This window comes from Humibacter soli, assembly GCF_054779035.1.
Genome location: NZ_BAAGYX010000001.1, coordinates 1,779,073 through 1,804,007, shown reverse-complemented (window position 1 = coordinate 1,804,007; position 24,935 = coordinate 1,779,073). Strand labels below are relative to the sequence as shown.

General features: G+C 68.4%; 23 protein-coding genes and 1 pseudogene. 8 read left to right on the top strand and 16 right to left on the bottom strand.

Annotated elements, in window-relative coordinates; genetic code table 11:
- Window position 1 precedes the first annotated feature (1 nt).
- Window positions 2–991: an ABC transporter permease gene (locus tag ACYVDN_RS08420; RefSeq protein ID WP_460570329.1), complete on the top strand. Its 990-nt coding sequence runs from the start codon at window positions 2–4 to the stop codon at window positions 989–991.
- A gap of 72 nt (window positions 992–1,063) precedes the next feature.
- Complete coding sequence (locus ACYVDN_RS08415) at window positions 1,064–2,071, top strand: alpha/beta hydrolase family protein (RefSeq protein ID WP_460570327.1); 1,008 nt, start codon at window positions 1,064–1,066, stop codon at window positions 2,069–2,071.
- A 107-nt stretch (window positions 2,072–2,178) separates the two neighbouring features.
- On the opposite strand, the gene ACYVDN_RS08410 is transcribed toward ACYVDN_RS08415, so the two are convergent.
- The 6 genes from ACYVDN_RS08410 to ACYVDN_RS08385 form a co-directional block, all read right to left on the bottom strand.
- The gene (locus tag ACYVDN_RS08410) at window positions 2,179–3,909 is read right to left on the bottom strand and encodes an amidase (RefSeq protein ID WP_460570325.1); all 1,731 of its coding nucleotides are present in this window, start codon (window positions 3,907–3,909) and stop codon (window positions 2,179–2,181) included.
- 171 nt (window positions 3,910–4,080) lie between these two features.
- The gene (locus tag ACYVDN_RS08405) at window positions 4,081–5,406 is read right to left on the bottom strand and encodes an HNH endonuclease signature motif containing protein (protein ID WP_460570323.1); all 1,326 of its coding nucleotides are present in this window, start codon (window positions 5,404–5,406) and stop codon (window positions 4,081–4,083) included.
- Between the two features lie 198 nt (window positions 5,407–5,604).
- Entirely contained in the window at window positions 5,605–6,720 is a 1,116-nt protein-coding gene (locus ACYVDN_RS08400) for an NYN domain-containing protein (RefSeq protein WP_460570321.1), read from the bottom strand.
- 91 nt (window positions 6,721–6,811) lie between these two features.
- On the bottom strand, window positions 6,812–7,240 hold the full coding sequence (locus ACYVDN_RS08395) for a pyridoxamine 5'-phosphate oxidase family protein (protein ID WP_460570319.1): 429 nt from the start codon (window positions 7,238–7,240) through the stop codon (window positions 6,812–6,814).
- A 44-nt stretch (window positions 7,241–7,284) separates the two neighbouring features.
- A complete protein-coding gene (locus ACYVDN_RS08390; protein WP_460570317.1) occupies window positions 7,285–8,232 on the bottom strand; it encodes an aminoglycoside phosphotransferase family protein in 948 nt (315 codons plus the stop codon).
- Entirely contained in the window at window positions 8,229–8,612 is a 384-nt protein-coding gene (locus ACYVDN_RS08385; protein WP_460570315.1) for a DUF2255 family protein, read from the bottom strand. Before ACYVDN_RS08385 ends, ACYVDN_RS08390 begins: the two co-directional genes overlap by 4 nt.
- 53 nt (window positions 8,613–8,665) lie before the next feature.
- Between ACYVDN_RS08385 and ACYVDN_RS08380 the strand changes: the two genes are divergently transcribed.
- The 3 genes from ACYVDN_RS08380 to ACYVDN_RS08370 all read left to right on the top strand — a co-directional run bounded on the left by ACYVDN_RS08380 (window position 8,666) and on the right by ACYVDN_RS08370 (window position 12,393).
- Entirely contained in the window at window positions 8,666–9,325 is a 660-nt protein-coding gene (locus ACYVDN_RS08380) for a CG0192-related protein (protein WP_460570313.1), read from the top strand.
- Between the two features lie 42 nt (window positions 9,326–9,367).
- A complete protein-coding gene (locus ACYVDN_RS08375) occupies window positions 9,368–10,021 on the top strand; it encodes an NAD(P)-dependent oxidoreductase (RefSeq protein WP_460570311.1) in 654 nt (217 codons plus the stop codon).
- Window positions 10,022–10,083: 62 nt separating this feature from the next.
- Window positions 10,084–12,393 (top strand): MMPL family transporter, encoded by a 2,310-nt coding sequence (locus tag ACYVDN_RS08370; protein ID WP_460570309.1) that lies wholly within the window; start codon window positions 10,084–10,086, stop codon window positions 12,391–12,393.
- Window positions 12,394–12,460: 67 nt separating this feature from the next.
- On the opposite strand, the gene ACYVDN_RS08365 is transcribed toward ACYVDN_RS08370, so the two are convergent.
- Together ACYVDN_RS08365 and ACYVDN_RS08360 are read right to left on the bottom strand one after the other, a co-directional pair.
- The gene (locus ACYVDN_RS08365; protein ID WP_460570307.1) at window positions 12,461–13,363 is read right to left on the bottom strand and encodes an EamA family transporter; all 903 of its coding nucleotides are present in this window, start codon (window positions 13,361–13,363) and stop codon (window positions 12,461–12,463) included.
- Window positions 13,364–13,451: 88 nt separating this feature from the next.
- Window positions 13,452–14,108: a LysE/ArgO family amino acid transporter gene (locus tag ACYVDN_RS08360; RefSeq protein ID WP_460572293.1), complete on the bottom strand. Its 657-nt coding sequence runs from the start codon at window positions 14,106–14,108 to the stop codon at window positions 13,452–13,454.
- 152 nt (window positions 14,109–14,260) lie between these two features.
- Between ACYVDN_RS08360 and ACYVDN_RS08355 the strand changes: the two genes are divergently transcribed.
- On the top strand, window positions 14,261–15,145 hold the full coding sequence (locus tag ACYVDN_RS08355; RefSeq protein WP_460570305.1) for an ArgP/LysG family DNA-binding transcriptional regulator: 885 nt from the start codon (window positions 14,261–14,263) through the stop codon (window positions 15,143–15,145).
- Between the two features lie 6 nt (window positions 15,146–15,151).
- Here ACYVDN_RS08355 and ACYVDN_RS08350 read toward each other — a convergent pair whose 3' ends face one another.
- The gene (locus ACYVDN_RS08350) at window positions 15,152–15,589 is read right to left on the bottom strand and encodes a nitroreductase family deazaflavin-dependent oxidoreductase (protein WP_460570303.1); all 438 of its coding nucleotides are present in this window, start codon (window positions 15,587–15,589) and stop codon (window positions 15,152–15,154) included.
- Between the two features lie 39 nt (window positions 15,590–15,628).
- Window positions 15,629–16,483, bottom strand: a complete 855-nt coding sequence (locus ACYVDN_RS08345) for an LLM class F420-dependent oxidoreductase (RefSeq protein ID WP_460570301.1) — start codon at window positions 16,481–16,483, stop codon at window positions 15,629–15,631.
- Window positions 16,484–16,693: 210 nt separating this feature from the next.
- On the opposite strand from ACYVDN_RS08345, the gene ACYVDN_RS08340 reads away from it, so the two are divergent.
- Both ACYVDN_RS08340 and cofE read left to right on the top strand, forming a co-directional pair.
- Window positions 16,694–17,701, top strand: a complete 1,008-nt coding sequence (locus ACYVDN_RS08340) for an LLM class oxidoreductase (protein WP_460570299.1) — start codon at window positions 16,694–16,696, stop codon at window positions 17,699–17,701.
- Window positions 17,698–19,173, top strand: coding sequence for a coenzyme F420-0:L-glutamate ligase (gene cofE, locus ACYVDN_RS08335; protein WP_460570297.1), 1,476 nt, complete (start codon window positions 17,698–17,700; stop codon window positions 19,171–19,173). Before ACYVDN_RS08340 ends, cofE begins: the two co-directional genes overlap by 4 nt.
- 15 nt (window positions 19,174–19,188) lie before the next feature.
- Here cofE and ACYVDN_RS08330 read toward each other — a convergent pair.
- The 6 genes and pseudogenes from ACYVDN_RS08330 to ACYVDN_RS08305 all read right to left on the bottom strand — a co-directional run bounded on the left by ACYVDN_RS08330 (window position 19,189) and on the right by ACYVDN_RS08305 (window position 24,897).
- Window positions 19,189–19,981 (bottom strand): annotated as a pseudogene (locus ACYVDN_RS08330) (LLM class F420-dependent oxidoreductase).
- A gap of 86 nt (window positions 19,982–20,067) precedes the next feature.
- Window positions 20,068–20,751, bottom strand: a complete 684-nt coding sequence (locus tag ACYVDN_RS08325) for a transcriptional regulator (protein WP_460570295.1) — start codon at window positions 20,749–20,751, stop codon at window positions 20,068–20,070.
- Entirely contained in the window at window positions 20,748–21,986 is a 1,239-nt protein-coding gene (locus tag ACYVDN_RS08320) for a sensor histidine kinase (protein ID WP_460570293.1), read from the bottom strand. Before ACYVDN_RS08320 ends, ACYVDN_RS08325 begins: the two co-directional genes overlap by 4 nt.
- Before the next feature lie 9 nt (window positions 21,987–21,995).
- A complete protein-coding gene (locus tag ACYVDN_RS08315) occupies window positions 21,996–22,787 on the bottom strand; it encodes an ABC transporter permease (protein ID WP_460570291.1) in 792 nt (263 codons plus the stop codon).
- Window positions 22,784–23,785, bottom strand: coding sequence for an ABC transporter ATP-binding protein (locus tag ACYVDN_RS08310; RefSeq protein ID WP_460570289.1), 1,002 nt, complete (start codon window positions 23,783–23,785; stop codon window positions 22,784–22,786). The genes ACYVDN_RS08315 and ACYVDN_RS08310 overlap by 4 nt, the downstream gene beginning before the upstream one ends.
- A gap of 179 nt (window positions 23,786–23,964) precedes the next feature.
- Window positions 23,965–24,897 (bottom strand): Rossmann-fold NAD(P)-binding domain-containing protein, encoded by a 933-nt coding sequence (locus tag ACYVDN_RS08305; RefSeq protein WP_460570287.1) that lies wholly within the window; start codon window positions 24,895–24,897, stop codon window positions 23,965–23,967.
- Window positions 24,898–24,935 lie beyond the last annotated feature (38 nt).

Sequence of the window (24,935 nt, the reverse complement as noted above, 5' to 3'; positions counted from 1 at the left end):
CATGTTCCGCTACATCGCGTTCCGGCTGCTCGGGGTCGTCATCGTGCTCCTGGTGGTCACGGCGCTGACGTACATCATCTTCTATCTGCTGCCGTCGAACCCGGCGCAGCTCTCGTGCGGCAAGCCCTGCACTCCGGAGAACCTTGCTCACGCGAAGGAATACCTCGGCCTCAACCTGCCCTGGTACGGGCAGCTCTGGGAGTTCCTCAAGGGCATCGTCGTCGGTCGCTCCTTCGGCGCGGGATCGGGTGCCATCGTTTGCGCCGCACCGTGCCTCGGCTACTCGTTCCAACTGAACACCTCGGTGACGGACCTGATCCTGTCCCACTTCCCCGTCACCGCGTCCATCGCAGTCGGTGCGGCCGTTCTGTGGCTCGCAGCAGGGGTGTTCGGCGGCACGATCGCTGCGATCCGTCGCGGAAAGGGCGCCGACCGGGCAGTCATGACGGTTGCCATCGCCGGGGTGTCGACTCCCGCCTATCTGGTCGGGATGCTGCTCATCCTGTTGTTCGGGTTCCGGCTCGGCTGGCTGCCCACGGGCGGGTATGAGCCGCTCACGGAGGACCCCGTCGGATGGTTCCTGCACCTGATACTGCCGTGGTGTGCACTCGCGTTCATCAGCGCGGCCGTGTACGCGCGGCTCACCAGGGGCGAGCTGCTCGAGCAGTTCGGGCAGGACTACGTGCGCACCGCTCGGGCGAAGGGCCTCACCGAGCGTGCAGTCGTCATGCGGCACGGGCTGCGCAACGCGCTCATCCCGGTCGTCACGCTGTTCGGCCTCGACCTGGGCGTGCTGCTCGGCGGTGCGGTGATCACCGAGCGGGTGTTCTCGATGCAGGGCATCGGCTCGTTGCTGATCACCGCGATCGGCACGCTCGACCTGCAGGTCGTCGTCGGGGTGACGCTGTTCGCCGCCATCCTCATCGCGGTCGCCAACGTCATCGTCGACATCGTCTACGGTGTCATCGACCCGCGTGTGAACTCGGCGTGAGGCTGCCGGTCATCGTGGGTGCGTGACATCCGCTGCTCGACCCAGCGTGACCTCCGCTGCGAGACTGTCGGTATGAGCGTGTCCACCGACGTGTCCTGGGTTCTCGACGGCATCACCATGGAGGGAACCGTCGTGAGGCCGGATGGCGCAGGACCGTTCCCGGCTGTCGTGCTCGTCGCAGGCAGCGGCCCGACCGACCGCGACTGGTGCTCGCCGATGTTGCCGGGCACCAACGGCAGCGGACGGCTTTTCGCCGAGGCCTTCGCGGACGCCGGAATCGCTTCGCTGCGGTACGACAAGCGGGCATCCGGTCCGCACGCGATGGACAATCTTCCGAAGCTGATCGGCACGATGAGCATGCGCTCGCACCTCGACGAGCTGGTCGCCGCCGTCGCGACGCTCGCCGCTGAGGAAGACATCGATGCCGCCCGCATCGTCGGTCTCGGCAACAGCGAGGGGACGCTGCACGTTCTGCACTATGCGACGAGCGAGCAGGCAGTGCCGTTCGTCGGGCTCGTTCTTGCGGCTCCGCCCGGGCGCCCGATCCAGGATGTTCTCCTGACGCAGCTCGCGCTGCAGGCGTCTCAGCTGCCCGGCGGGGCCGAGTTGATGCCGAAGGTCGAGGAGGCCGCTGCGAGGTATGCGGCGGGCGGATCGATGGATCCCGATCCCGCGCTGCCAGACAGCGTGCGCATGGTGCTCGCCAGCTTCGACACCCCGGCCAACCTGCCGTTCGCGCGGGAGCTCTGGGTCGAGTCCGCCGTCGACACGATCGCCGAGGTCCACATCCCGACTCTCGTGCTCATCGGCGGTCACGACGTGCAGATCGACCTGTATGCCGACGGCGATCCGCTGCAGAAGGCAGCGGCGGGAAACGACCGGGTGACGTTCGCCTTTCCGTTGAACGCCAACCACGTATTCAAAGAGGACGAGCGCACACCGCAAGAGGTGGCCGCGTCGCCCGGCAACGGGTACAACGAGCCGGGTACCAGGCTGGACCCGGAGAGCGTGAGGATCATCCTCGACTGGCTGAACCACGTCCTCGGGGCGCCGCGCCAGACGAATCCGGTGGTCGAGTAGCGCCGACCGCAGGTCGACGTGTATCGAGACCAAGCCCCGAGCCGCGGTGAAGGTCTCGAAACGTGTGCCGGCTTCGCCGCCGCGCTACTCGACCGGCGGGGCCGTCATCACAGCCGCGGTGTGCGTGTCGGCTCGGTGCGGCGACTGTTCGTCGCTTCGAATGCGGCAGCGAGGGTGAGCAGTGCGGTGTCGTCGTAGGCGCGGCTCGCGAACGTGAGGCCGACGGGCATGCCGATGTCGGCCATCGTGCCCATCGGCACGGTCACGGTGGGGATGCCCAGGTGTCGCGGCACGAGGTTTCCGTTCGCGACCCACACCCCGTTGCGCCATCCGAGGTCGGCCGAGTCGGGGTTCACGTCCATGTCGGCTGGCCCCACATCGGCGACGGCGGGGAACACGACGGCGTCGAGGCCGAGGTCGGTCATCCATTCCTCGAGGTCGATGCGGCGCGTCTCCTCCAGGCCGCGCACTCCCTCTTCGAGATGGGGGATGTCGGTGAACGCGTCATAGGGTCGCTCGCGCACCACCACCGGATACGTCGCGATGTCATCGTCGAACCCGGTGTACCGGTCGGGGAGGGCGCCCGGCGGCGGAGGGAAGATCGCGGCGCCGTCGACGTTCGCGAGCCCGCTGAGGTGCGGGTCGCCGTTGGCTGCGAGGAAGTCGTCCCACGCCCACGCGGACAGGTCGACGATCTCGCTGTGCAGGAACTCCGGTGAGACCAGCCCTCTGGTGGCGATCGTCGGTGCGCCAGGACGGTCGCCCTCGTAGTTCGTGACGGCGGGGAAGTCGACCTCGACCACCTCGGCTCCGGCCGCTTCGAGGTCGGCACGTGCGGCACGCCACAGTGCCATCACGGACTCGCGGGTCGTGATGCGCTGCCCGGTGGAGCCGCCAATGCCGGGATGCTCGGCGGTGCCGGCATCCGGGTCGGTGTTGATGTATATGCGGGGGACGCCGACGCGCTTGCCACGGAGTGCCGCAGTCGCTGCGTCCGGTGCGCTCCGTGGTCTCGGCGCGAGCGCCGGGTACGAGGATGGCCGCACCTCGGATGCCGCCGGGATGTTCACCCACGGCTGGGACCGCCAGAAGTCGCCGCGGGTGTCAGGGTCGTCGGCGACGATCACGTCGAGCACCTCGAGCAGATCGGCCATGGTGCGGGTGTGGGGCACGACGACATCCATGGTCGGCACGAGCGGCCAGTTGCCGCGCACCGAGATCACCCCGCGTGAGGGCGTGTAGGCGCACAGGGCGTTGTTCGATGCGGGCGCCCTGCCGGATGACCAGGTCTCCTCTCCGAGCCCGAACGCCGCGAAGCTCGCGGCCGTCGCCGTGCCGGAGCCGTTGGACGACCCCGATCCGAACGCGCTCGTCAGCCAGTCGCCGTTGTAGGGGCTCTCGGCGCGACCGTAGACGCCGCGCTGCATGCCGCCGTTGGCCATCGGCGGCATGTTCGTGAGCCCGATGAGCACGGCACCGCCGGCACGCAGCCGCTCGATCGTGAAGGCATCGCGCTGGGCGACGAGGTCGGCGAAGGCAGGCGATCCGGCCGCCGCGGTGAGTCCACGAGCGAGGTAGCTGTCCTTGGCGGTGTACGGGATGCCGTCCAGTGGGCCCAGCGTCTGTCTTGCGGCGCGACGCCGGTCGGATGCTTCGGCCTCAGCGCTGGCATCCGGATTGCGAACGACCACGGAGTTGAGCGCGGTCGCCGTTCCCGGCACGTCGTACGCGTCGATGCGCGCGAGGTAGGCGTCGACCAGTTCCACGGCGGTGGTCGCGCCGGATTCGAGCGCGGCCTGAAGGTCGGCGATGGTGGTTTCGACAACGTCAATCGTCACGACGACAGCCAATCACTGATCGTGGGGTGATGGGTTTCGAGACGCGGGCGGCCGCGCCGCCCATGACTCGACCAGCGGAGGGTGTGGTTTCGAGAGGCGCGCCTGTGGCGTGCTCCTCAACCGGCGGTGGGGGAGCACGTTACCGATGCACGCTGCGCCGGCCGCCTCGGGTTAGAAGGGTGGTGGGTCGGTGTGGTGGGTGGTGGGTGTTCGTACTCGAATACCTCCGCCTGGGTCGGGGTCGATGCGGATCTTCGTGACGCTTTTGAGGCGGTGTAAGCGTTTCTTCAACGGGAGGAGGTTGGTGACGTTCGTGAGCCCGCCGTGTTGGTATTCGATGACGTGGTCGATTTCGGCGTCGGGGGCGAGGAAGGGTGTCGCGTCGTCGTCGAGTCCGTAGCGGAGTGTCAACCAGCGGCGTTGGTCTGCTGATGGTCGGTAGCTGCGGCGGTCCAGGGACAGGTTCGCCGGTGCGACCGGGTCGTTGACCACTCGGTGGAAGGACGGTGCGTTGCGGAGGGTGGTGGCGGCGGTGTGGGGGTCGATGGGTCCGTAGCCGAGGAGTTCCGCGAACCTGCCGTCAGCATCTACCAACAGGATCGGTTCCACTGTGGTTGTCGCGGCAGGGCTGTTGCTGTCGCCCTTGGCCCAGGCGATCAACGCGTCGGCACGCAGTTGTTCTTTGGTACGCTCCTCGCCGGGTTCCTGTCGCATCCGGGTTGCGGTACCGGATAGGCGGGCGTCGATGACGGCGAGGTCGGTCATCGGGGCGTAGAGGTTCAACCAGCCCATCCCGTCCTCGTCCGCCTCAATCGACACGCGTCGCTTCATGCGGGCGGTGTGGTGGCGTTCCTGCAGGGTGTCCACGCATAACCGCTCCCGCACCAGCCTGCACCGTCGTGCGAACTCACCCGGACGTAACCCTTCCACGATCGTGGCGAGTCGTTGGTCATAGGTGGCGGCGACCTCAGGGGTGGGGAACCCGGTGGCGTTGTCGACCGCGGCCCGCACATGCTGCTGGCTGATTCGCCCCGACCGGAACAACTCACACAGTTGTGGGAGTGTCTCTCGTAGCACGGCGGCTTGGTGGTCGTAGTCCCGCACCACGTTCTCACTCAGATGCAACCTTTGCGCCAGATCGAACGCGACAGACCGTTCCGCGAAATCGATCGCATCCACCCCAGGCGACTTCGAGGCGGCACTCACCGGCAGATAGATCCGCGGATACTCGCGGGCGATCTGGAACGCGTCATGCACCGCGAACACCTGACGTGCCGCTTCCAGGTTCGCCATCGTCTGAAACCCCACCGCGTCATCAAACGCGAACCCCAGAATCTCCTCCACCGACGGCGCCCGGCCACCACGCAACGACATGAGGTCTTCGGCATCGACAGTCACATAATCGGAATCGTCGACGGTCGTGTAGTCGGGGTCATCGACCGTCATGAGGTCGGTGTCGCCACCCCAGTCCGGGTCGATGTCGATGGTATCGAACATATTAACGATTGTAGATATGACCACTGACAAACCGGATCGAACAGCGGACCTTGGACAGGTATCACTCGCGGCGGGTTTCGAGACGCGCCGCTCCGCGGTGCTCCTCAACCAACGGCAGGGGGCGCCAGGTCGTCCTGCAGGCGACGCTCCTCAACCCGCGGCAGGGGCAGCGCGACCGCGCGGCTACTGCGCTTGGAGCTACCCCTTCGCGCGCCGGGGTGCCCGCTTCGCAGTCGCGGGTGGCGCCGGCGGAGGCTTCAGCCGCACCAGCTGCGTCGTGCTGCTGTCGTCGAGGTCGGCGATGTCGGCTCGCGACTTGATGAAGTCAGAGAACGAGCGGAAGCCGAGCTGCTTCTCGCTGAACGACGGATCCATGCGCTTGATCTGCGTCTTGACCTCCGAGGAGTGCAGCCACTCCGAGTCATCCTTCTCGTGACCGATGCGCAGGGCACGCTCCAGAAGACCGGTTGCCTCGAGCTGAGGGTCGAGGGAGGCATCTTCGTCCTCTTCCTCCGCCGCCGACTGCTGCACCTGCGGCTGCTGCTTCGTCGACGAACCCCTGGACGACTTCGCTGGTGCCTTGGCGCGTGAGGAGTTGGATGTCGGGGGAGCGGCATCCTGCTCGACATCCTTCTCTGCGTCGACCTCCGCTGCTGTTTCACTCGCACGTTGCCTCACCACCGGCGGCGTCGGACGCTCGATGCCCGGCAGCGCGTCGTAGCTGTAGAACTCGTCGCACGCCGCGGCGAGCGTGCGGCTTGTGGATCCGGCGACGCCAATGCCCACCACGTAACGTCCGAGCCGCTTGATGCGCTGCGCGAGCGGCACATAGTCGCTGTCGCCGGCGACGATCACCACGTGCGTGAGGTCGGGAAGGCGGAACATGTCCTCGACGGTGTCGACGGCGAGGCGGATGTCCGCCCCGTTCTTCGCATATGCGGCGGCCGGGAACAGCTGCACGAGATCGACAGCACGACCGACCAACTGGTGACGATAGACGGCGTTCACCGGCGCCGACCAGTCCGCGTAGGCCCTGGTGAGCACGAGCGTGCCGAAAGATGCAGCGAAGTCGATGATGGCGCCGACGTCGACCGTTGCTGCGGCGAGCTTCGCGGAGAGGGATGCGTCCAGCCCGGTGGCATCGGCGGTCTTGCTGTCTGATGCCTTGTTGTCGGAGCCCCTGGCATCCGGATCGAACTGGCGCACGCGGTCGCGCTGGAACGAGTTGCGGCCGTTCACCTGGTCGTATCGCGAGATGACGATGTTGTCGAAGTCGATGTAGACCGCGACGCGGCTGTCGTTCGAGTCGGGCATGGTGTCCTTCCAGCGATGACGAGACCGGATGGCCCCGAGCCTAGGCCAGCGGGACGCGCCGCGGTGGGAGGGGTCGCTGCCGCGTCATCCCTCACACCAGCCCGTAGGCGTGGTTCACCTCGAACTGGTAGATCAGACGCTCCTCGCGCACCATCGCGTCGAGGAAGTCGGAGTCGCTCACTTCCTGCCCGTTCCACAGCAGGTCGCCGGACGGGCGGCCCTGCATCTGGCGGAACAGTCGCATGCTCTGCTCGGGGACATCCGCACCGTCGAGGATCGTGACCGTTGTCTCCAGGCTGAGATACCTGTGATGCGAATCGAACACGAACACCGTGCAGCGCGGGTCTCGACGCAGCCGCTTCGTGCGGGCGCGGTCGGCGGTGCCGCTGCTCCACAGGAGTCCGTCGACGACGACGACGCCGACGCGGACGGCCTTGGGCATGCCATCACGTCCGATCGTGATCATCGCCGCGGAGCGGGTGGAGTCGAGAAACGCGTGTTGCTCGTCGCTGAGGTCCATGTGCCGAACGCTAGTCGAGGCGACCGACGCTCGTGGGGTCGAAGCTACGGGACCGAGGCCGAGGCGACGCTGGATGCTATGACTCGCTCGAGAGTGCTGCGGCCGAGCGCACTCATCGTCGGGTTGCTGCGTGCGTAATACCAGACGAGTCCCATGGCTTGCACATACGCCCACGCGGCACCGCGCTTCCATTCGAGATCGTCCGAACCGAGGCCGCGGCGCAGCTCGGCGCGCGGACCATCGTCGAACACGTGCCATGCGACGACGAGATCGAGCGCGGGATCGGCCGGGCCGAAGCCGCCGACGTCGAGCACCCCGGTCAGGCGTCCCTGATCGATGAGGAGGTTGGCGGGAATGAGGTCTTTGTGCGACATGACATCGGGGGAGTGGCGCGGAAGCTCACGGAGTGATCGCCAAGCGTCGTCGAGCGCATCGACGTCCACGGGTCCCGCGTCGAAGTGGCCGACGCTCTTCGCCAGGCACTCCTCGATCCAGGCGTCGTGGGCACGCAGATCCCCTCCGCGTCCTCCGCCGGAGAAGGCGCGGCCGTGGGTGTCGGCGTCGCGAAGTTCGCGGATGAACCCAGCAACGTCGGCCGCGAACTCGGTCGAACACGCAAGGCCATCCGGCGTCGCCGGGGAGCCGTCGAGCCACGTGCTGACCGACCAGGGACCGGGATAGCCGCGCCCGGGATCACCGATGGCGAGCACCACTGGGGTGGGGACGCTCGCGATGGTGGAGAGCTCACGAGCGGCATCCGCTTCGGCGTCGATGATGTGACGGGCGACCCTCGGATCGTCGACGACGAGCGGGAATCGCGCCGCGTGATGGTCGCCGATGCGGAAGATCGCGTTCACCGTGCCCGACCCCTCGACGGGGACGACAGGGACGTTCGACCACTGCGGGAACTGATCGGCGAGGAGCCGGCGAACGGTGTCGACGGTCACCTCGAGCTGGCCGTCGTGCATCGAGGCGGAGGTCGATCCCGTCACGCGGGGATCAGCCGCAGGGTCGCCGCGTGCGACCTCTCGTCCACGACGGGATCGACGTACTGCTTCGGATACTTCGCGTCGTACTTTGCGTGATACGCGGTGTCGACTGCCGCGTGATTCGCGTCGGCAGAGGCATCCTCGAACTTGACATCGCGCGAGACGTCGCCGATCGTGACATGCCCGGCGCCCGCCGTGTTGGCGCGCGCGTACCACCGGTTACCCGTGCCGTATGCCGACCGCACGAAGACCTCGTCGCCCACCCGCACGATCCAGATGGTCGCCGGCGAGCTCGGGGAGCCGTCGTGTTTGCGGGATGTCAGCACCACCTCGTCATCCGCGTCGATGGTCTTCAGCTCGGCTTCATTCCACGTCGAGGTCATGCCCGTCAGGCTATGCCGTATGGCCGCAGTCGTGGTGTGCCAGGGTGGTGAACATGGCCCTCTTGCATCACGCCCAGCTGACTCCGTCGAAGCTCGAACTCGTGGCCGGCTGGCTGCCCTCGCAGCCGTTCTTCTCCGCGGATGACGCGGACGCCGACCTCGAACGTGTCGCCTCGTTCCGGTTCGACGACCCGGCAGGCGAGGTCGGCATCGAGACGCTGCTGGTCGAGGTCGGAGGGACGACGTTGCAGATCCCTCTCACCTACCGTGGCGCTCCGTTGGAGGGTGCGGATGCCTTGCTCCTCGGCACCATGGAGCACAGCGTTCTCGGCACGCGGTGGGTCTACGACGCGACAGGTGACCCGGTGTATGTCGCCGAGCTGGTGCGCACAGTGGTGACCGGCGGCTCCGAGGTGGAGCAGCACTACGAGGAGAACGGTGTGCAGGTGCCCAAGACGGGCGACGCGCACGTGCACGGCAGCGGGACTGCGGATGCCGGCGTGCCTGCCGTCGCAGCGACTCCGGAATCGCTCGAACTGACCAGTGATGTGACGACGACGACCGTGACGAGCGATGGCATCTCGATCACGATCGTGCGCGTGCCCGGTTCTCTCGACGAGGCGCCCGAGGGCGGCGGCACGCTGCTGGGCGAGTGGAGCGGAATGGAAGGGGCGCCGGTCGTGTTGGCTCACCTCGTGCATGCGAACGCATGAGAACGGCCGCAAGGCGGCCCAGGACGAGAGGAAACAACGCGCATGAAGATCGCGATCATCGGCGGAAGCGGCTACAGCGGGGGAAACATCGCACGTGAGGCGTTGAAGCGCGGATGGCAGGTGAGCTCGCTCTCGCGGAACCAGCCTGCGGACCCGATCGACGGCGTCGAGTATCTCATCGGGTCGTACACCGATCCGAGTGCTGTCGCACGGCTCGTCGACGGGCAGGACGCGCTCGTCCTCTCCGTTCATGCAACGACAGACGACGGCACCGACGTTCTGCTGCCGTACGTCGCGGGCATCGCGGATGCTGCGGCTGAAGCAGGCGCGCGCCTCGGCGTCGTCGGGGGAGCAGGCAGCTCGTTCGTTGCCGAGGGTGGTCCGCGTCTGTACGACACTCCCGACTTCCACGACGAGTGGAAGCCCGAAGCAACGACGCACGCCAAGGCGCTCGACTGGCTGCAGGCGAACCACGCGGACGGCGCGGGTCTCGAGTGGTTCTACGTGAGCCCTGCGGCGCTCTACGGCAGCTATGCGCCGGGAGAGACGACAGGTTCGTATCGCACGAACGGCGACATCCTGGTCACGAAGGATGACGGTTCGTCCGAGATCTCCGGCACGGACTACGCCCTCGCCTTCGTCGACGAACTCGCGGAGCCCGCACACCGCAACCGGCGCTTCACCGTCGGGCACTGACGTCACGGCGTCGCTCTAGACTTTCCTCGCGCGGCTCGCCCGCGGCATCGCGAGGAGGAGCCTTGGAGCAGCCGAGCACCCGCCGCATCGGCCCGGTAGGACGACTCGGGGCGACTGCGGCCCGACACCCGTGGATCACGCTCGGTGCGTGGCTGATCGTGATCGCCGTCGCCGCATCTACAGCGCTCTTCGGCGTCGGTGGGCAGACCCTGTTCGACCGCCTCGGCGGGTCGGTGCCGAGCGTGAACGGCGAGAGCTCGATAGGAGCAGACAAGCTCGGGTCGGGGTCGGCCGGAAAGAGCGTGACGCTGCTTGTGCACGGCGTCGATCCGGCGAATCCCGAGCTGGTGGCGCGCACAACGGCGCTCGCTGCCCAGCTCGCGGCGCTGCCGGACACCACCGTCGTCGACCCTCTCGCGGTGCCGGGCGGCGCCGAGAACCCGCAGGTCGCTCCGCTCGTGGCGAAGGATGGCGAGGGCATCCTGATCACCGCGACCGTGGAGGGCGTGAACGGCCACGATCCGTCGCAGGCGATCGTCGACCAGGTGCAGAAGGACATGGATGCCGCGCGTGACGACCTGCGCGCCGCGCATCCTGACGCCACGGTCGAGGTCGGCAGCACCCAGCTGCTCACCAGCTCGCTGCAGAGCATCTCAGAGAACGACCTGCGTCGCGGCGAGACGGTCGCGCTCCCGATCGCTCTGCTCGTGATGCTGGTGGTCTTCGGCGGGTTCATCGCTGCGGGCCTGCCGCTGATCGGTGCAGGGGCATCCATCGTCACGTCGCTCGGACTCCTGCTGGCCTTCACATACCTGACCGACATCGCCAACACGGTCATCAACGTGATCACCGCTGTCGGCCTCGGCCTCTCGATCGACTACGGGCTGCTCGTCGTCAGCCGATTCCGGGAGGAGTACCGGGCGGCCGCCGCGCGGGCCGCTGTGGCACGCAACAGCGCCACTTCCGCTCAATTGCGCCAACGAGAAGGGCGCAATAGCGCGCAAGTGGCGCAATTGACGAAGCAGGATGCCCGAGCCCTCCGACTCGCGGCCGTGGGGTCGGCCCTCGACCGCGCGGGTCGCACCGTGCTCTTCTCCGGCACCACCTTCGCGATCGCCTGCCTCGGGCTGCTCGTCTTCGAGCCGTCGTTCGTTCGGGCGGTCGGAATCGCGGCGATCGCGGTGGCGCTGGTCGGCATCCTCTCCGCACTGACATTGATTCCCGCGATCATCTCGCTCACCGGCGAGAAACTGCTGCGGCCGGGGGCACTGACCAAGCTGCCCTGGCTCGGCAAGTACATCACTCGGTTCGGCGACGTCGCGCCCGACGAGGGAGTGTTCTCGCGCCTCACGAGGCGCGTGCAGCGTCATCCCGCGCTCGTCACGCTCGCCTGCGTGCTCGTGCTCCTGCTGCTCGCCAGCCCGATCGTCTCGCTCACCCTGGCGAACACGAGCATCGACGCGGTGCCTCGAGTCTCCAGTCAGTACGCGTTCCAGACCACGCTCACGGACGAGTTCCCGGATGCTGCACCGGCCCGCATCCAGCTGGTCACCACGACCCGCGAGAACCTCGTCGACTGGTCGAACGAGGTCAGGAAGCTGGATGACGTGCGTTCGGTGCAGCAGCCGACGCAGTCCGCCCACGCGTGGAGCGCCAGAGTGGACGTCGACCCGCGGAACGGGGTCGGCGTCGTGCGCGAGATCCGCGCGGACCCGCCCTCCTTCCCGCACTGGGTGACGGGGGTGGACGCGAGCACCGTCGATCTGGCGGACTCCCTGGCTCGGGGTGCGCCGTTGGCCATCCTCATCGTCGCGATCGGCACGATCGTGCTGCTGTTCCTGATGACGGGGTCACTCGTCGTGCCTCTCAAAGCACTCGTGGCGAGTGCACTCTCGCTCGGGGCATCCATCGGCCTTCTGGTGTGGGGATTCCAGGACGGGGCGTTCGCCGGCGTGCTGGGCTTCGACGCGAACCACGTCTACGGCGTCGACGTCATCGTGCTGCTGCTCACCCTCGCGTTCGGGTTCGGCCTTGCGATGGACTACGAGATGTTCATCCTGAGCCGCATCAAGGAGCGGGTGGATGCCGGCACACCCGGCCGAGAGGCGATCGCGCTCGGGCTCCAGCGGTCTGGCCGCATCATCACCTCTGCCGCGCTCATCATCATCGTCGTCTTCACCGGATTCGCCACCGGCGACCTCGTGCTGATCAAGCAGCTCGGCGTCGCCCTGGCGTTCGCCGTGCTCATCGACGCGACCATCGTGCGCTGTCTGCTGGTGCCGGCGTTCATGACCTGGCAGGAGCGCATCATGTGGTGGGCGCCGCGCTGGATGAAGCGCCTGCACGCAAAGATCGGCATCGCTGAGGACTGAGTCGCGTGGTTACCAGACGCGCACGGACTTCGCCGTGTGCTCCTCAACCGACGGTGTAACGCCGGCTTCACGCTGTGAGGGCGAGCAGGCCCGTCGCGACCAGGGCGAGCGCGACACCTGAGGTCTGAACGGGCGACATCCTCTCCTTCAGCACCACCCGTGCGAGCACGATCGTCGCGAGCGGATAGATGCCGATCAGCACAGAGACCACGGCGAGGTCGCCGTGCTGCAGTGCGAGGACGAGCAGGGAGTTCGCCGCGCCGAGCAGGATGCCGCCGATGAGCAGCATCCAGAGCGCGGTGCGTCGTGGGATGTCGCGGGAATGCGAGTCCTCCTCGTCGACGTCGAGGGTGGCGAGGCCCCTGCGCACGGCGGCACTGAGCGCGGCGACGCCGAGGAGGGCGAGCATGATCACGACTCCGACCGCCAGCTCGACGAAGGCCGGTGTGAGGCCCGAATCGGAGGGGGCGTAGTCGAGCGCCGTGATCGAGAGGCCGAGCACGATGCCGGAGATCGCCGCGATGGCCACGGTGCGGGGTGCTATGCGCACATGGTGCTCCGACCGCTGCAACGAGATGAGCAGAGTGCTGATCACTGCGAGGCCGATCGCCACCCACGCGACCGGTGGCAGTGTGTCACCGCGCGCGATCGCGACGCCCACCGGCACGATCGCCTCGAGCACGGAGATGAGGGGCGACACGAGGCTCATCGGCCCGCTCGCCATGCCCGCGTAGAAGCCGATGAAGCCGACGATGGCGCAGACACCGGCCACCGCGCCCCAGAAGACGGCGCCGCCGGCCAAGGTGCCGCCGACGAACAGCAGGGCGATGCCGACCGTCACCGTTGCGCAGATGTACACGAGGGTCGTGGTGCGGATGACGCCCAGCCGTGCAGCCGCACGCGCGGCGAAGAAGTCCGAGAACCCGTACGAGAGCGAGGAGAGAAGGGCGAGAGCGATGCTGAGCAGCATCGGATATCACGTCATTTCGCGAACGGTGGATGAGGTGCGGTCAGCATATCGGGCACCGGCGACACGGATAGCGGTCGATCGGGAACGGTCATCCTGTCGGCTGCGCCAGCGCCTCTGCCGCCAGCGTCACGGCGATGACGAACATGGTGAGCGCGATCAGCACATCGAGTACGCGCCACGCGACCGGGGAGCGGAAGAGGGGTCGGAGCATGCGTGCGCCGAAGCCCAGAGCAGAGAACCAGACCACGCTGGCAAGTGCGGCGCCGAGAGCGAACCACCACCGGTTCTCGCCGTACCCGTTGCCGACCGTGCCCATCAGCACGACCGTGTCGAGGTAGACGTGCGGGTTCAGCCAGGTGAAGGCGAGGCACGCGGCGAGCGTTGCGCCGAGGCCTGCCGGTCCCGCTCCGGACGCTGGGTCGAGCTCGCCTGGACGGATGGCACGCCTGGCCGCCAGCACGCCGTACACGAGGAGGAACGCCACGCCGATCCAGCGGATCACGGCGATCAGCCACGGCACGGCGAGTATCAGGAATCCGACCCCCGCGATGCCCGCGCAGATCAGCACGGCGTCGGAGCCGGCGCAGACGATCACGATCGGCAGCACATGCTCCTTGCGCAGCCCCTGGCGAAGCACGAACGCGTTCTGGGCGCCGATCGCGACGATGAGCGACAGGCCGAAGCCGAGGCCCGCCAGTGCGGTGCCGGCGCCCGAGCCGCCGGTCTGAGTCGCGGTCGCAGTCAGGGCGTGCGCCGCCGCGCTCGCCGGATGCTCGGCCGCGGTGATGGGGCCGAGCGCGGAGAGAAGGAGAGCGGGGTACGGCACCGGACAACGCTATGGCCCTGAATCAATGAAGTACAGCTTCAGTTTCTAATGCGGCATTAGCATGACTGTTGATGGATCTCGACCTCGCCCAGCTCCGCGCCCTCGATGCTGCGGTGACGCACGGCACGCTGGATGCCGCGGCGCGCGCCCTGCACATTACGCCCTCAGCGGTGAGCCAGCGCATCCGCGCGCTCGAGGCGTCGCTCGGAAGAGTGCTGCTCGTGAGGTCCAAGCCGGTGAGCGTGACCGACGCCGGGGCCGCGACGCTGCGGGTAGCCCGGCAGATCGATGCTCTCGCCGGCACCCTCTCTCACGAGCTGGCCATCGACACGGACGAAGCCGACGCCTCGGGTGTCGCACGCAGGAGCATCCCGCTCGCCGTGAACGCCGACTCGCTCGCCACATGGGTGCTTCCCGCGCTCGCGCCGTTGGATGACCTGGACTTCGAGTTCCACCGCGAGGACCAGGAGCACACCACGTCGTATCTGCGGGAGGGAGCAGTGATGGCGGCGATCACGTCGGATGCGAGTCCGGTGCAGGGATGCACGGTGCAGCCGCTCTGCGTCGCCAGGTACCTTCCCTGCTCGCACGACTCGTTCGCTGCCAGATGGTTCCCGCACGGAGTGACCCGCTCGGCCCTCGCGGCGGCACCCTACGTGGACTTCGACCGCAAGGACGAACTGCAGCGACGGTATCTGAGCGATCGCGGCGCCGGGGATGCGACGCCGCCACGCAACCAGGTGCCGGCGTCGGCCGACTTCGTCGCCTCCGTGCGCCTCGGGTTCGGGTGGGGGATGCTCCCCACCTGGCAGCTGCGCGAAGCCGGCGAGCATGTGATCGTGCTCGACAAGCGTGGCGTCGACGTACCTCTTTACTGGCAGCAGTGGAACCTGCGCAGCGAGGCTCTCGACCGGGTGCGCGCCGCGATCGTCGCGGCAGCCGCGGCGCTGGGCTGATGCGGATCAGTCAAGGGGGACGAGCACGAAGACCGGGATGACCCGATCCGTCTTCGTCTGGTACCCGGCGTAGTCCGGCCACACCGCGACGGCGCGTTCCCACCAGGCATCGCGTTCTGCCCCTTCGGCGATGTGCGCGACGTAGTCACGACGCACCTCGCCGTCCTGCAGCTCGACGTTGGGGTTGCGAACGACGTTGTGGAACCAACGAGGATGCTCGGGCGCGCCGCCCTTGGAGGCCACGATCGCGTACTCCCCGTCGTGCTCGACCCGCATCACCGGGATCTTCCTCAGCACGCCCTCCGTCTTCGCGGCCATCGTGACCACCACGATCGGAACGCCACGCAGGGTGTTCGCGTCGCGCCCGCCCGATGCCTCGAACTCTCGAACCTGCTTGGTCGCCCAGTCCGCCGTCCCCGGCTCCCATTCACCCGTCAGAGGCATCTTCCGCTCCCTTCCCTAGTCGTCCCGAGCCGTCGAGGCTCACGCCACCCGCTCGGCCACCTTGCCGAGGAACTCGACAGCGTGGAGCGGATCGGGGGTGCGCGCGGAGACGTACGCAGCCGTGAAGCCGAGCTCGCGCAGGGCATCCAGACGTCCCACGAACTCGTCGAGGTCAGTGTCGGCGGAGATCGCCGTCGTCGTGGTCTTCTCGATGGTGTCGTAGTCGCGCTCCTCGACGTCGCACCAGTGGCGAAGCACGTCGAGCTTGTGGGCGGCTTCGGGCGAGCCGAAGATGTTGCAGGCATCCGCGTACCTGGCGACGAAGCGCAGGGTCTTCTGCTCGCCGACGCCGCCGATCATCAGATACGGCCGGGGTTTGCTCAGGTTCTGCGGCGAATTCAGGGTTCGGCCGAGCTGGTAGTACGTGCCGTCGTATGGGCCCTCATTGTCGCTCCACATCTGCAGGCAGATCTGCAGGGTCTCCTCCAGTCGCTCGAAGCGCTCCTTCACGGGAGGGAACGGGATGCCGAGGCCGTTCGACTCCTGCTCGTTCCACGCCGCCCCGATGCCGAGCCCCGCGCGACCGCCGGAGAGCACGTCGAGCGTCGAGATCTGCTTCGCCAGGATGCCCGGCTCGCGGTAGATCACTCCGGAGACGAGCGTGTGCAGGAGCACGCTCTGCGTGTGAGCGGCAATGAAGCCGAGTGCCGTGTATCCCTCCAGCATCGGCTGCTCGGGATTTCCGATGGTGCCGATCTGCCAGAAGTGGTCCATCACGGTGATGCGCTTGATGCCGGATGCCTCCGCCTGCGCGGCCGCTTTCGCCAGAGTCGGCGCGAGCTGGTCATCCGGAACGTCCCAGGTGAAGTTAGCGATATGAAAGCCCAAGTCCATGTTCGTTCTCTGCGCCCGTCCCCGCCGGGCGCAGCGCCGTCGGCGGATCGATTGGTTGGTTTCGGCGCCGTACACGCCGCCGCCTCGTGGAGCGTTCTGCGTCTTCGACGCCTCGCTCGGTCTCCACGCGGTCGGTCGATCGTCACTTTAGCCAGCCTTCCGCAATCTGGTGCGCGCCACGGGGCGGGGGCGGGTCGGCAGAATGGGGGGATGGCAACCCGTGAGCTCCAGGTCGGATACGCCGCGATGCTCGAGCAGTTCGCACCCATGGAGGTCGTCGAGCTGAGCGCGCACGCCGAGAAGAACGGCTTCAGCGGGGTGATGGCCGCCGACCACTTCCAGCCATGGGTACCCACCCAGGGGCAGGCGGCCTTCGTGTGGAACGTGCTCACGGCGATCGGCGAGCGCACAACCGGCGACTTCGGTCCCGGCGTGACGACACCGAGCTTCCGCTGGCATCCCGCGATCGTCGCTCAGGCTTCGGCGACCCTCGCCGCGATGTATCCGGGCAGGCACTGGCTCGGTCTCGGTTCCGGCGAGGCGCTCAACGAGCACGTCGTCGGCGGCTACTGGCCGGAGGCGCCCGAGCGCATCAACCGCATGTTCGAGGCGATCGACATCATCAAGAAGCTGTTCTCCGCGTCGCTCGCCGGCAAGGACACCAAGCACTCCGGCCAGTTCTTCAAACTGGAGTCCAGCCGGTTGTGGACCATGCCGGAGACGGCCCCCGAGATCCTCATCGCCACGGCGGGACCCGTCACGGCAAAGCGTGCCGGCCAGACCGTCGACGGGCTCATCACCGTCGGCGCACCGCTAGAGAAGATCAGCGGGCTGTTCGGCAAGTTCGACGAGGGGCAGCGCGAGGCGGGCAAGAACCCCGAGAACGCGCCCCGCCTGCTGCAACTTCACCTGAGCTGGGCGCCGACCGACGAAGAAGCTCTCGCGAACGCGATGCACGAGTGGCCGAACGGCGGCATGAAGTTCCCCAAGGCCGACATCCGCTCGCCCTTCGAGTTCGAGCAGATCGCCAAGCTCGTGCGACCCGAGGACTTCGACGGCCGCATGGTCATCTCCAGCGACCCTGACGTGCACCGCGCGGCCATCCAGCGCTACGTCGACCTCGGCTTCGACCGGGTGTACCTGCACAACGTCGGTCGCAACCAGCGGGAGTGGATCGAGGTCTTCGGGCGCGACGTGCTGCCCAAGCTGCATCGATGAGCTCGGTCATCCCGACGCCCATCGCCGCCTGGGCGGTCCCCGGCATCGGGGAGATCGCGCCAGGTGACGACCTCGCGGCTCTGATCGGCGATGCACTCGTTGCGGATGCCTCGCAGCACCCCGACCATGTGCCGGCGACCGGCGACATCCTCATCGTCACCAGCAAGATCGTCTCCAAGGCGGAAGGCCGCGTCATCGCGGCGGACGACCGCGAGCAAGCGATCACGGAGCAGACGGTCCGCGTCGTGGCGACCAGGGCGTACGACGGTGGAGTGACGCGCATCGTGGAGAACCGGCAGGGCGTCGTCGGCGCCGCAGCGGGAGTGGATGCCAGCAACGTCGCCGAGGGACAGGTGCTGTTGCTTCCCGATGACCCAGATGCCTCCGCACACGTCTTGCGCGACGCGTGGCGTGCACGGTTCGGCGTCGACCTCGGTGTGATCGTGAGCGACACCCTCGGACGGGCCTGGCGCCTCGGTCAGACCGACATCGCGATCGGTGCGGCAGGCATTCGGGTCGTCGACGACCTTCGAGGCCAGACGGATGCCGCCGACCGACCCCTCGCGGTGACCTTGCCGGCCGTCGGGGACGAGCTCGCCGCGCTGGGGGATCTCGTGAAGGGGAAGGCGAGCGGATGCCCGGTCGCCGTCGTGCGCGGTGCCGGCCGATTCGTGGTGCCCGGCGCTGTGGATGTCGACAACGAACCCTTCACGACGGCGCGGTCGCTTGCTCGCACCGGTCCAGCCGACATGTTCCGGCTCGGAACCGACGAGGCGCTCGCCGAGGGGTACCGACGTGGGCTCGCCGCCGGGCTGGCTCTCGCGCGGGCAGAGTCGCGCAACGCTTCGGCCGGATGGACGGTCGTCGTGCCGTTCAAGGGCGGCGACGGCGCGAAGTCGCGCTTCGCCGGTCAGGAAGGGTTGGACAGGCGACGGCTCTCGGCCGCGTTCCTCACCGACACCCTGCGCGCCGTTCGTGCCGCGCGTTCCGTCGAGCGTGTGATCGTCGTCTCCGCCGAGCCTGGGCTCTCGGAGTCTCTCGGCGAGCTGGTCGACGGCGTCATCCCCGACCCGGGGAGCGGACTCAACGCCGCCGTCGCGGCCGGGGCGGTCGCCGCCAGGGAGCAGAGGCCAGAGGGCTTCGTCGCCGTTCTGGTGGGGGACCTCCCCGCGTTGCTGCCCGACGACCTCGACGCCGCTCTACGGCTGGCGGTGGATGCGGCGAGGGACGGGCATCCTTACGCCTTCGTCCCCGACAGCGAGGGCACCGGCACCACGGCCATCATGGCGGCACCCGGTGCTACCGTCTCCTCGCGCTTCGGGCCGGACTCACGACGCCACCACGCCGAGGCCGGGTTCACGGAGCTCGCCATCCCGGACGGCTCCAGCCTGCGGCTGGACATCGACGACGCACCGACCCTCAGCGGGTCGAAGGAGCGCCTCGGCGAGGCGACCCGCGACCTCGTCGGCTGACGGGAACGCGGAATCTCAGCCGTTCACGGCGTCGCGCCACGCCAGCATGCGGTTCACGCGGTCCCAGTCGTAGTGCGGCGCCGTGATCTGCATCGTGAACAGGCGCGCGCCCAGCCGGTGGAACTCGTCGAACTCCGCCGATCCCTGCTCACGTTCGTGCTCCACCGAGATGGTGATCTCGGCCGGATCGCGCTCGACCTTCTCGCACCACTCGTTCAGCACCTCGAGCTTGCGGCTCAGAGTCTCGGCGTCGGAGAAGCTGTGCCAGACATCCGCGTGCTCCGCGACGATGCGCAGCGTCTTGCGCTCGCCGCCGCCCCCGATCAGCACGGGGATGTGCCGGGTTGAGGTTCTCCCAGCGGCTGCGGATGCGGGGCATCGCCTCGGCGAGATCGTTCAGACGTGAGCCGACCGTTCCGAACTCGTAGCCGTATTCCTCGTAGTCCCGGTGCGCCCAGCCCGAACCGATGCCGAAGATGAGACGGCCCTGCGCGCCCTTGGCGCTGATGTGGTCGACCGTGCGGGCCATGTCGGCGAGCAGGTCGGGGTTGCGGTAGCTGTTGCACGTGACGAGCGGTCCGAACTCGATGCGCTCGGTCTGCTCGGCCCAGGCCGCCAGCATCGTCCAGCCTTCGAAGTGCAGACCGTCGCGGTCACCGGAGAGCGGAAAGAAGTGATCCCAGTTGAAGACCACGTCGACACCGAGGTCTTCGAGGCGCAGCACGGTGTCGCGCAGGGTCTGGTAGTCCGCGTGCTGGGGCGCGAGCTGCACACCGATGCGGACGGGCTGGTCGAGGTCGAAGGGCATGGCTCTCCCGAGGTCGGACGAAGTGGGGTGCATCAGACGCTACCGTCCCTGCCCCCGGCGGGTGGGGCGGAGCGCCTCGAGCGCCCTCAGCCCACGAGCCCCGACTCGTACGCGAACACCACGAGCTGTGCTCTGTCGCGGGCTCCGAGCTTGATCAGGGCGTGCGACACGTGGGTCTTCACGGTGGTAGGACTGATCACGAGGCGCCCGGCGATCTCGTCGTTGCCTAGGCCCTTGGCGACCAGCGCGACGATCTCGCGCTCGCGCTCGGTGAGCCCTGCGAGGCGGGCCGCGGCTCCGTCATCCAGCCCGACCGATGTGGCCGCCGTGCCGGGTGCGGGGCTCGCGACAAACGACGCGATGAGCGAACGGGTCGCCCCCGGCGCCAGGAGTGCGTCGCCAGCAGCGACGACGTGCACGGCACGACGCAGCTCGCTCGGCTCCAGGTCTTTGAGCAGAAATCCGCTGGCGCCGGCGCGCAAGGCCGCGAAGACGTTGGCGTCCACGTCATAGGTCGTGACGACCAGCACTTTGACGTGCTGCAGCTCGGGGTCGGCGGTGATGTCCTCGGTCGCTCGGATGCCGTCGACGCCGGGCATCCGCACGTCCATGACGATCACGTCCGGGCTCAGCGCGCGGGCCTGCCTCACGGCGGTCGCGCCGTCGGACGCCTCGCCGACGACCTCGATCTCTGGGTCGCGCTCCAGGATGGCGCGGAAGCCCTCGCGCACGATCGCCTGGTCGTCCGCGATCACGACCCGGATGCTCATGGTTCGTCCCCGCTCGATGCCGCGTCGGCCGTGTCGTGCGACAGGGGGAGCTCGGCGTGCACCGCGAAGCCGCCCGATGCGCGCGGCGCTGTCGACACCGTGCCACCGACGGCGGCCGCGCGCTCCTGCATTCCGCGGATGCCGAACCCGTCGTTTGCCGCCGCGTGGATGTCGGCCACTCCGTCATCCGTCACGTCGACCACCAGCACGTCGCCGTCGTCGTGCACGGTGACATCGACGTGCGACGCGTTCGCGTGCTTGAGCACGTTGGTGATCGCCTCTTGCACGATGCGGTATGCGGTGAGGCCGGTCACGGGGGAGACGGAGGTCAGGGCTCCTGTGACCTCGACTCCGACATCCAACCCGCTCTGGCGCGCGCCGGCAACGAGGTGGTCGAGGTCGCGAAGACCCGGCTGGGGAGCACGGGTGGGTGCGTCGCCACCGCGCAGGTCTTCGACCGCTCGCCGCACCTCCGGGTTGGCCTGCTTCGTCAGCGATCTGATGCGTTCGAGCGACTCACGAGCGCGCTGCGGCTCGCCGGCGTCGAACGCGTCGATGGCGGCAGCGCTCTGCACCGCGACGGCGGAGAGCGTGTGCGCGAGCACGTCGTGCACCTCCCGTGCGATGCGCAGGCGGTCCTGGGCGATTCGCTCGTTGGCGGCCGCCTCGGCCTGCGCCCCGGCCAACGTCACCTCGCGGGCGTGGGAGATGCGCAGCTGTCGCGCGGCGACGCCGAGGGCGATGAACACCAGCATTCCCACGGCCGGACCGGTGATCGCATACGACGCGGGCGATGTGGCGTTCGGCGGCAGCACCTGCACAAGCGGCCAGGCGAGCACGAAGAGCACGGCGACGCCGATCCACGACAGGGATGACGCCCGTTCCGCCAGCGTGTACACGGCGACGAACAGCGCCATCGCCGGAGCCGCGCCCGGGTATCCGCTCTCGTGGTACAGCAGCACCAGCGCGAACACCGCGAGGGCGCACACGAACGGACGATCTCGACGCAGCAGCAGTACTGCGCTGGACGCCAGGCCGATCAGGTATGCGCCGGCCGGGAAGACGATGGGGTGCGGCCAGGTGGCGAGCTCGGCCCAGACGCCGACGGTCGTGAGCGCGGCGACGAAGACCGCGATGACGGTGTCGACGATCCAGCGGGTGCGCTTCGAGGCCGGCATCACGATGCGTCCGGCATCCGTTCCGCGTGCCGATGCCGTCGGTCGCACGGCGTTCACCCGGCCAGCCTATTCCGCGGCCGCTGTCGCGATCGCCGCGCGAGCCCGCTTGCGTGGCTTCGTGCGCAGCGACGGGGCTCGGTAGGCGATCGCTCCGAGGAGTCCGAACACGAGGGCCCAGCCCACGAGGTTGGCGACGCTGGCGATGGTGGGAAGGTCGCCGCCCGCGATCCGCCAGCCCAGATCGGCGAGGTTGTAGGTGGGGAGCCAGACGGCGGCATCCTTCATGCCCGCAGGCAGGATTGCGGGCGGAACCCAGAGCCCACCGAGCGCCGAGAGCGCCATGTAGAGCCCATAGCTGAGCGGGTAGGCGACATCGGCGCCGACGGTGAAGCCGATCGCGATGCCGAGCAGGGCGAACGTCGTGCTGCCGAGCCACATCACGACGACGAGCGCCACCCACTGGCCGGGGCTGAGCGAGACGCCCTTCACGATCGCAGCGGTCAGGCAGACCAGAACGATGGCGGGCAGCGCCGTGATGACGCTGGCGACGATCTTGGCGCCGATCACCGAGGATGCCGGCAACGGCATGGCGCGCACCTGGGCCAGCCATCCGATCTGGCGTTCCTCGGAGATGCGCGGTCCTGTTGTCGACAGTACGGCCCAGATGGCCCCGTACGCGGCCATCGCGACCATGATCTCGACCGTGCCGGGCAACTGCCCTGGCTGGGTGGGGGAGCCGCCGAAGAGGGTGGCGAACAGAAGGTAGAAGCCGATCGGGGCGAGCACGGCCAGGGCGAGGTATTTCGGGTCTCTGAGCATCCGGATGACTTCCAGACGCAAGATGGCGATGTACTTCATGGTCGCTCCTTGGTCGTGGCGCCCGCGTGGGCGAGTTCGGGAGAAGCAGGTGCTGCCGCGTCTGGCTCGGGCGTCTTCGCAACGCTCGTCAGGTACAGATAGGTGTCGTCGAGGTCGGGTGGTGCGACTTCGAGCGAATGCCACGGAACGCCGGAGGCGACCAGGCGACGAACGAGCTCGTCCGGGTCGGATGTCGCCAGTTGCCGCTGCGAGCCGTGTCGCTCGATCGACTGCACGAGGGTGGTGGAAGCGAGCGCGGACTCCGCAGACGACAGCGTGTCCCCCCTGGTGCCCCCGACCTCGGCGACACGATACCGAACACGGGACACGCCGGCGCTGGTCCGCACGTCGTGAGGGGTCCCGTCGGCGACGATGGTGCCGCTGGCGAGCACGACGACCCGGTCGGCGTTGCCCTCGACCTCGTCGAGATAGTGGGTGGAGAAAAGCACGGTGCGACCGGTGCCGGCGTAGGTGCGGATGGCGCTCCAGAACGCGTTGCGTCCCTCGACGTCGAGTGCTCGCGTCGGTTCGTCGAGCACGAGGATGTCCGGCCTTCCGACCACCGCCAGCGCGAACCGAACCCGCTGGGCCTGCCCGCCGGAGAGCCTGTCGACGCGACGACGGGCGAGGTCGCCGACACCCGCCATGTCGAGCGCGGCCTCGACGGGGAACGGGTCGGGGTAGAGGGCGCCCCCGAGTCGCACCAGTTCGCCGACCCGAACGCCGGGCATGAGGCCGGCGTCTTGCAGCATGGCCGCGATGCGTCCGGATGCCACGGCGCGCGTCGCCGGCAGACCGGACACCCGAACGGTGCCGGAGTCGGGGCGCACCAGGCCGACCATCATGCCGACGAGGGTCGACTTTCCGGCGCCGTTCGGTCCGAGCAGGGCAACGGTGCTACCGCGGGTGACCGTCAGGTCGATGCCGCGCACCGCACGTGTCGACCCGTAGGACTTGGTGACCGCGGTCACGTCGAGGGCGGGGGATGAGGTTTGCATGCCATCGATCGTGTCGCGACTGCGGCACCGGCGAATCGTCCCAGCGAAGCGACCTGCTCGGCGCGACCGCTTCGTTCGGAGTAGGTCGGCCCGCCGGTCGAGTCGCGCCGACCGTGGGCCGACGCGTATCGAGACCCATCTCGCCCGTAGGGCGGTCTGGATACGGCGCCTGCCGCGCGCTACTCGACCAGCGGTTCGGTCGATGCGACCCAGGTTGCCTCCTCGGCGATCAGCTCGCTCCCCGTACCGACGGGCCGGTAGCCGAGGTCGGTGGCGGCGGTCAGGTCGAGCACGATCGGGTGTGCGGCGTTCCACGGGTGCTCGCCACCGGGGGCATCCGGCTCGAGACCGACGATCCGGCCGTCCCATCCGATGGGCCGCGCGATGGCCTCGACGATCTGCGTCGCGGTGAGCGGGTCGGGGTCTGCGATGTTCAGGATGCGCGCGCCGGGACGGTCGGCGACGACCTCGATGAGGGCTGCCGTGTTGGCGGCAGCGGTGAGGTGGTCGATCGCATCGCCTCGGTTGGCGAGCTCGATGGTCGGCGCGTCGGCGAGCATCCGTTCGACGATCACGCGCGTGCGCGCGTTGCGAGCCCACCTGCCGTGCACCTTCGACGGGCGGATGACCGTGACGGGGAGCCCGCTGTCCAACGAGGCCCGCTCCACCGCGACCTTGCCCGGCGCGTAGCCCTCGCGTGTGAACGGGTTCGAGTCGGGGTCGGCGGGCGCCAGGGTCGGCCAGTCCTCCGGGATGGGGACGGGGAACTCCGGCGGCTCGTCTCCGTTGATGTGCCTGCCCTGGGAGTCGACGTACACGGCGCGGGATGACACGACGACGACCGATTCGACGCCGCGCATCACCGGCAGAAGCTCCGTGACGTCGGGCGCCGAGTAGGCGATCAGGTCGACGAGGAGGTCGACGCCGTCGCCGACCAGTCGTTCGACCGCCGCCGTGTCCCCGCGCTCCACCGCGTGGAACCGCACGCCGCGAGACGACAGCTCCTCGGGCATCCCTGCGCTGTCGCGTGCTGTGACGTCGACGTTCCATCCGCGGTCGGCGAGCCGCTCGGCGGTTGCGCCGCCGATCGCCCCGGTGCCACCGAGGATCACGGCCCGCCGAGTTGAAGAAGACCGAGACGACGACGACC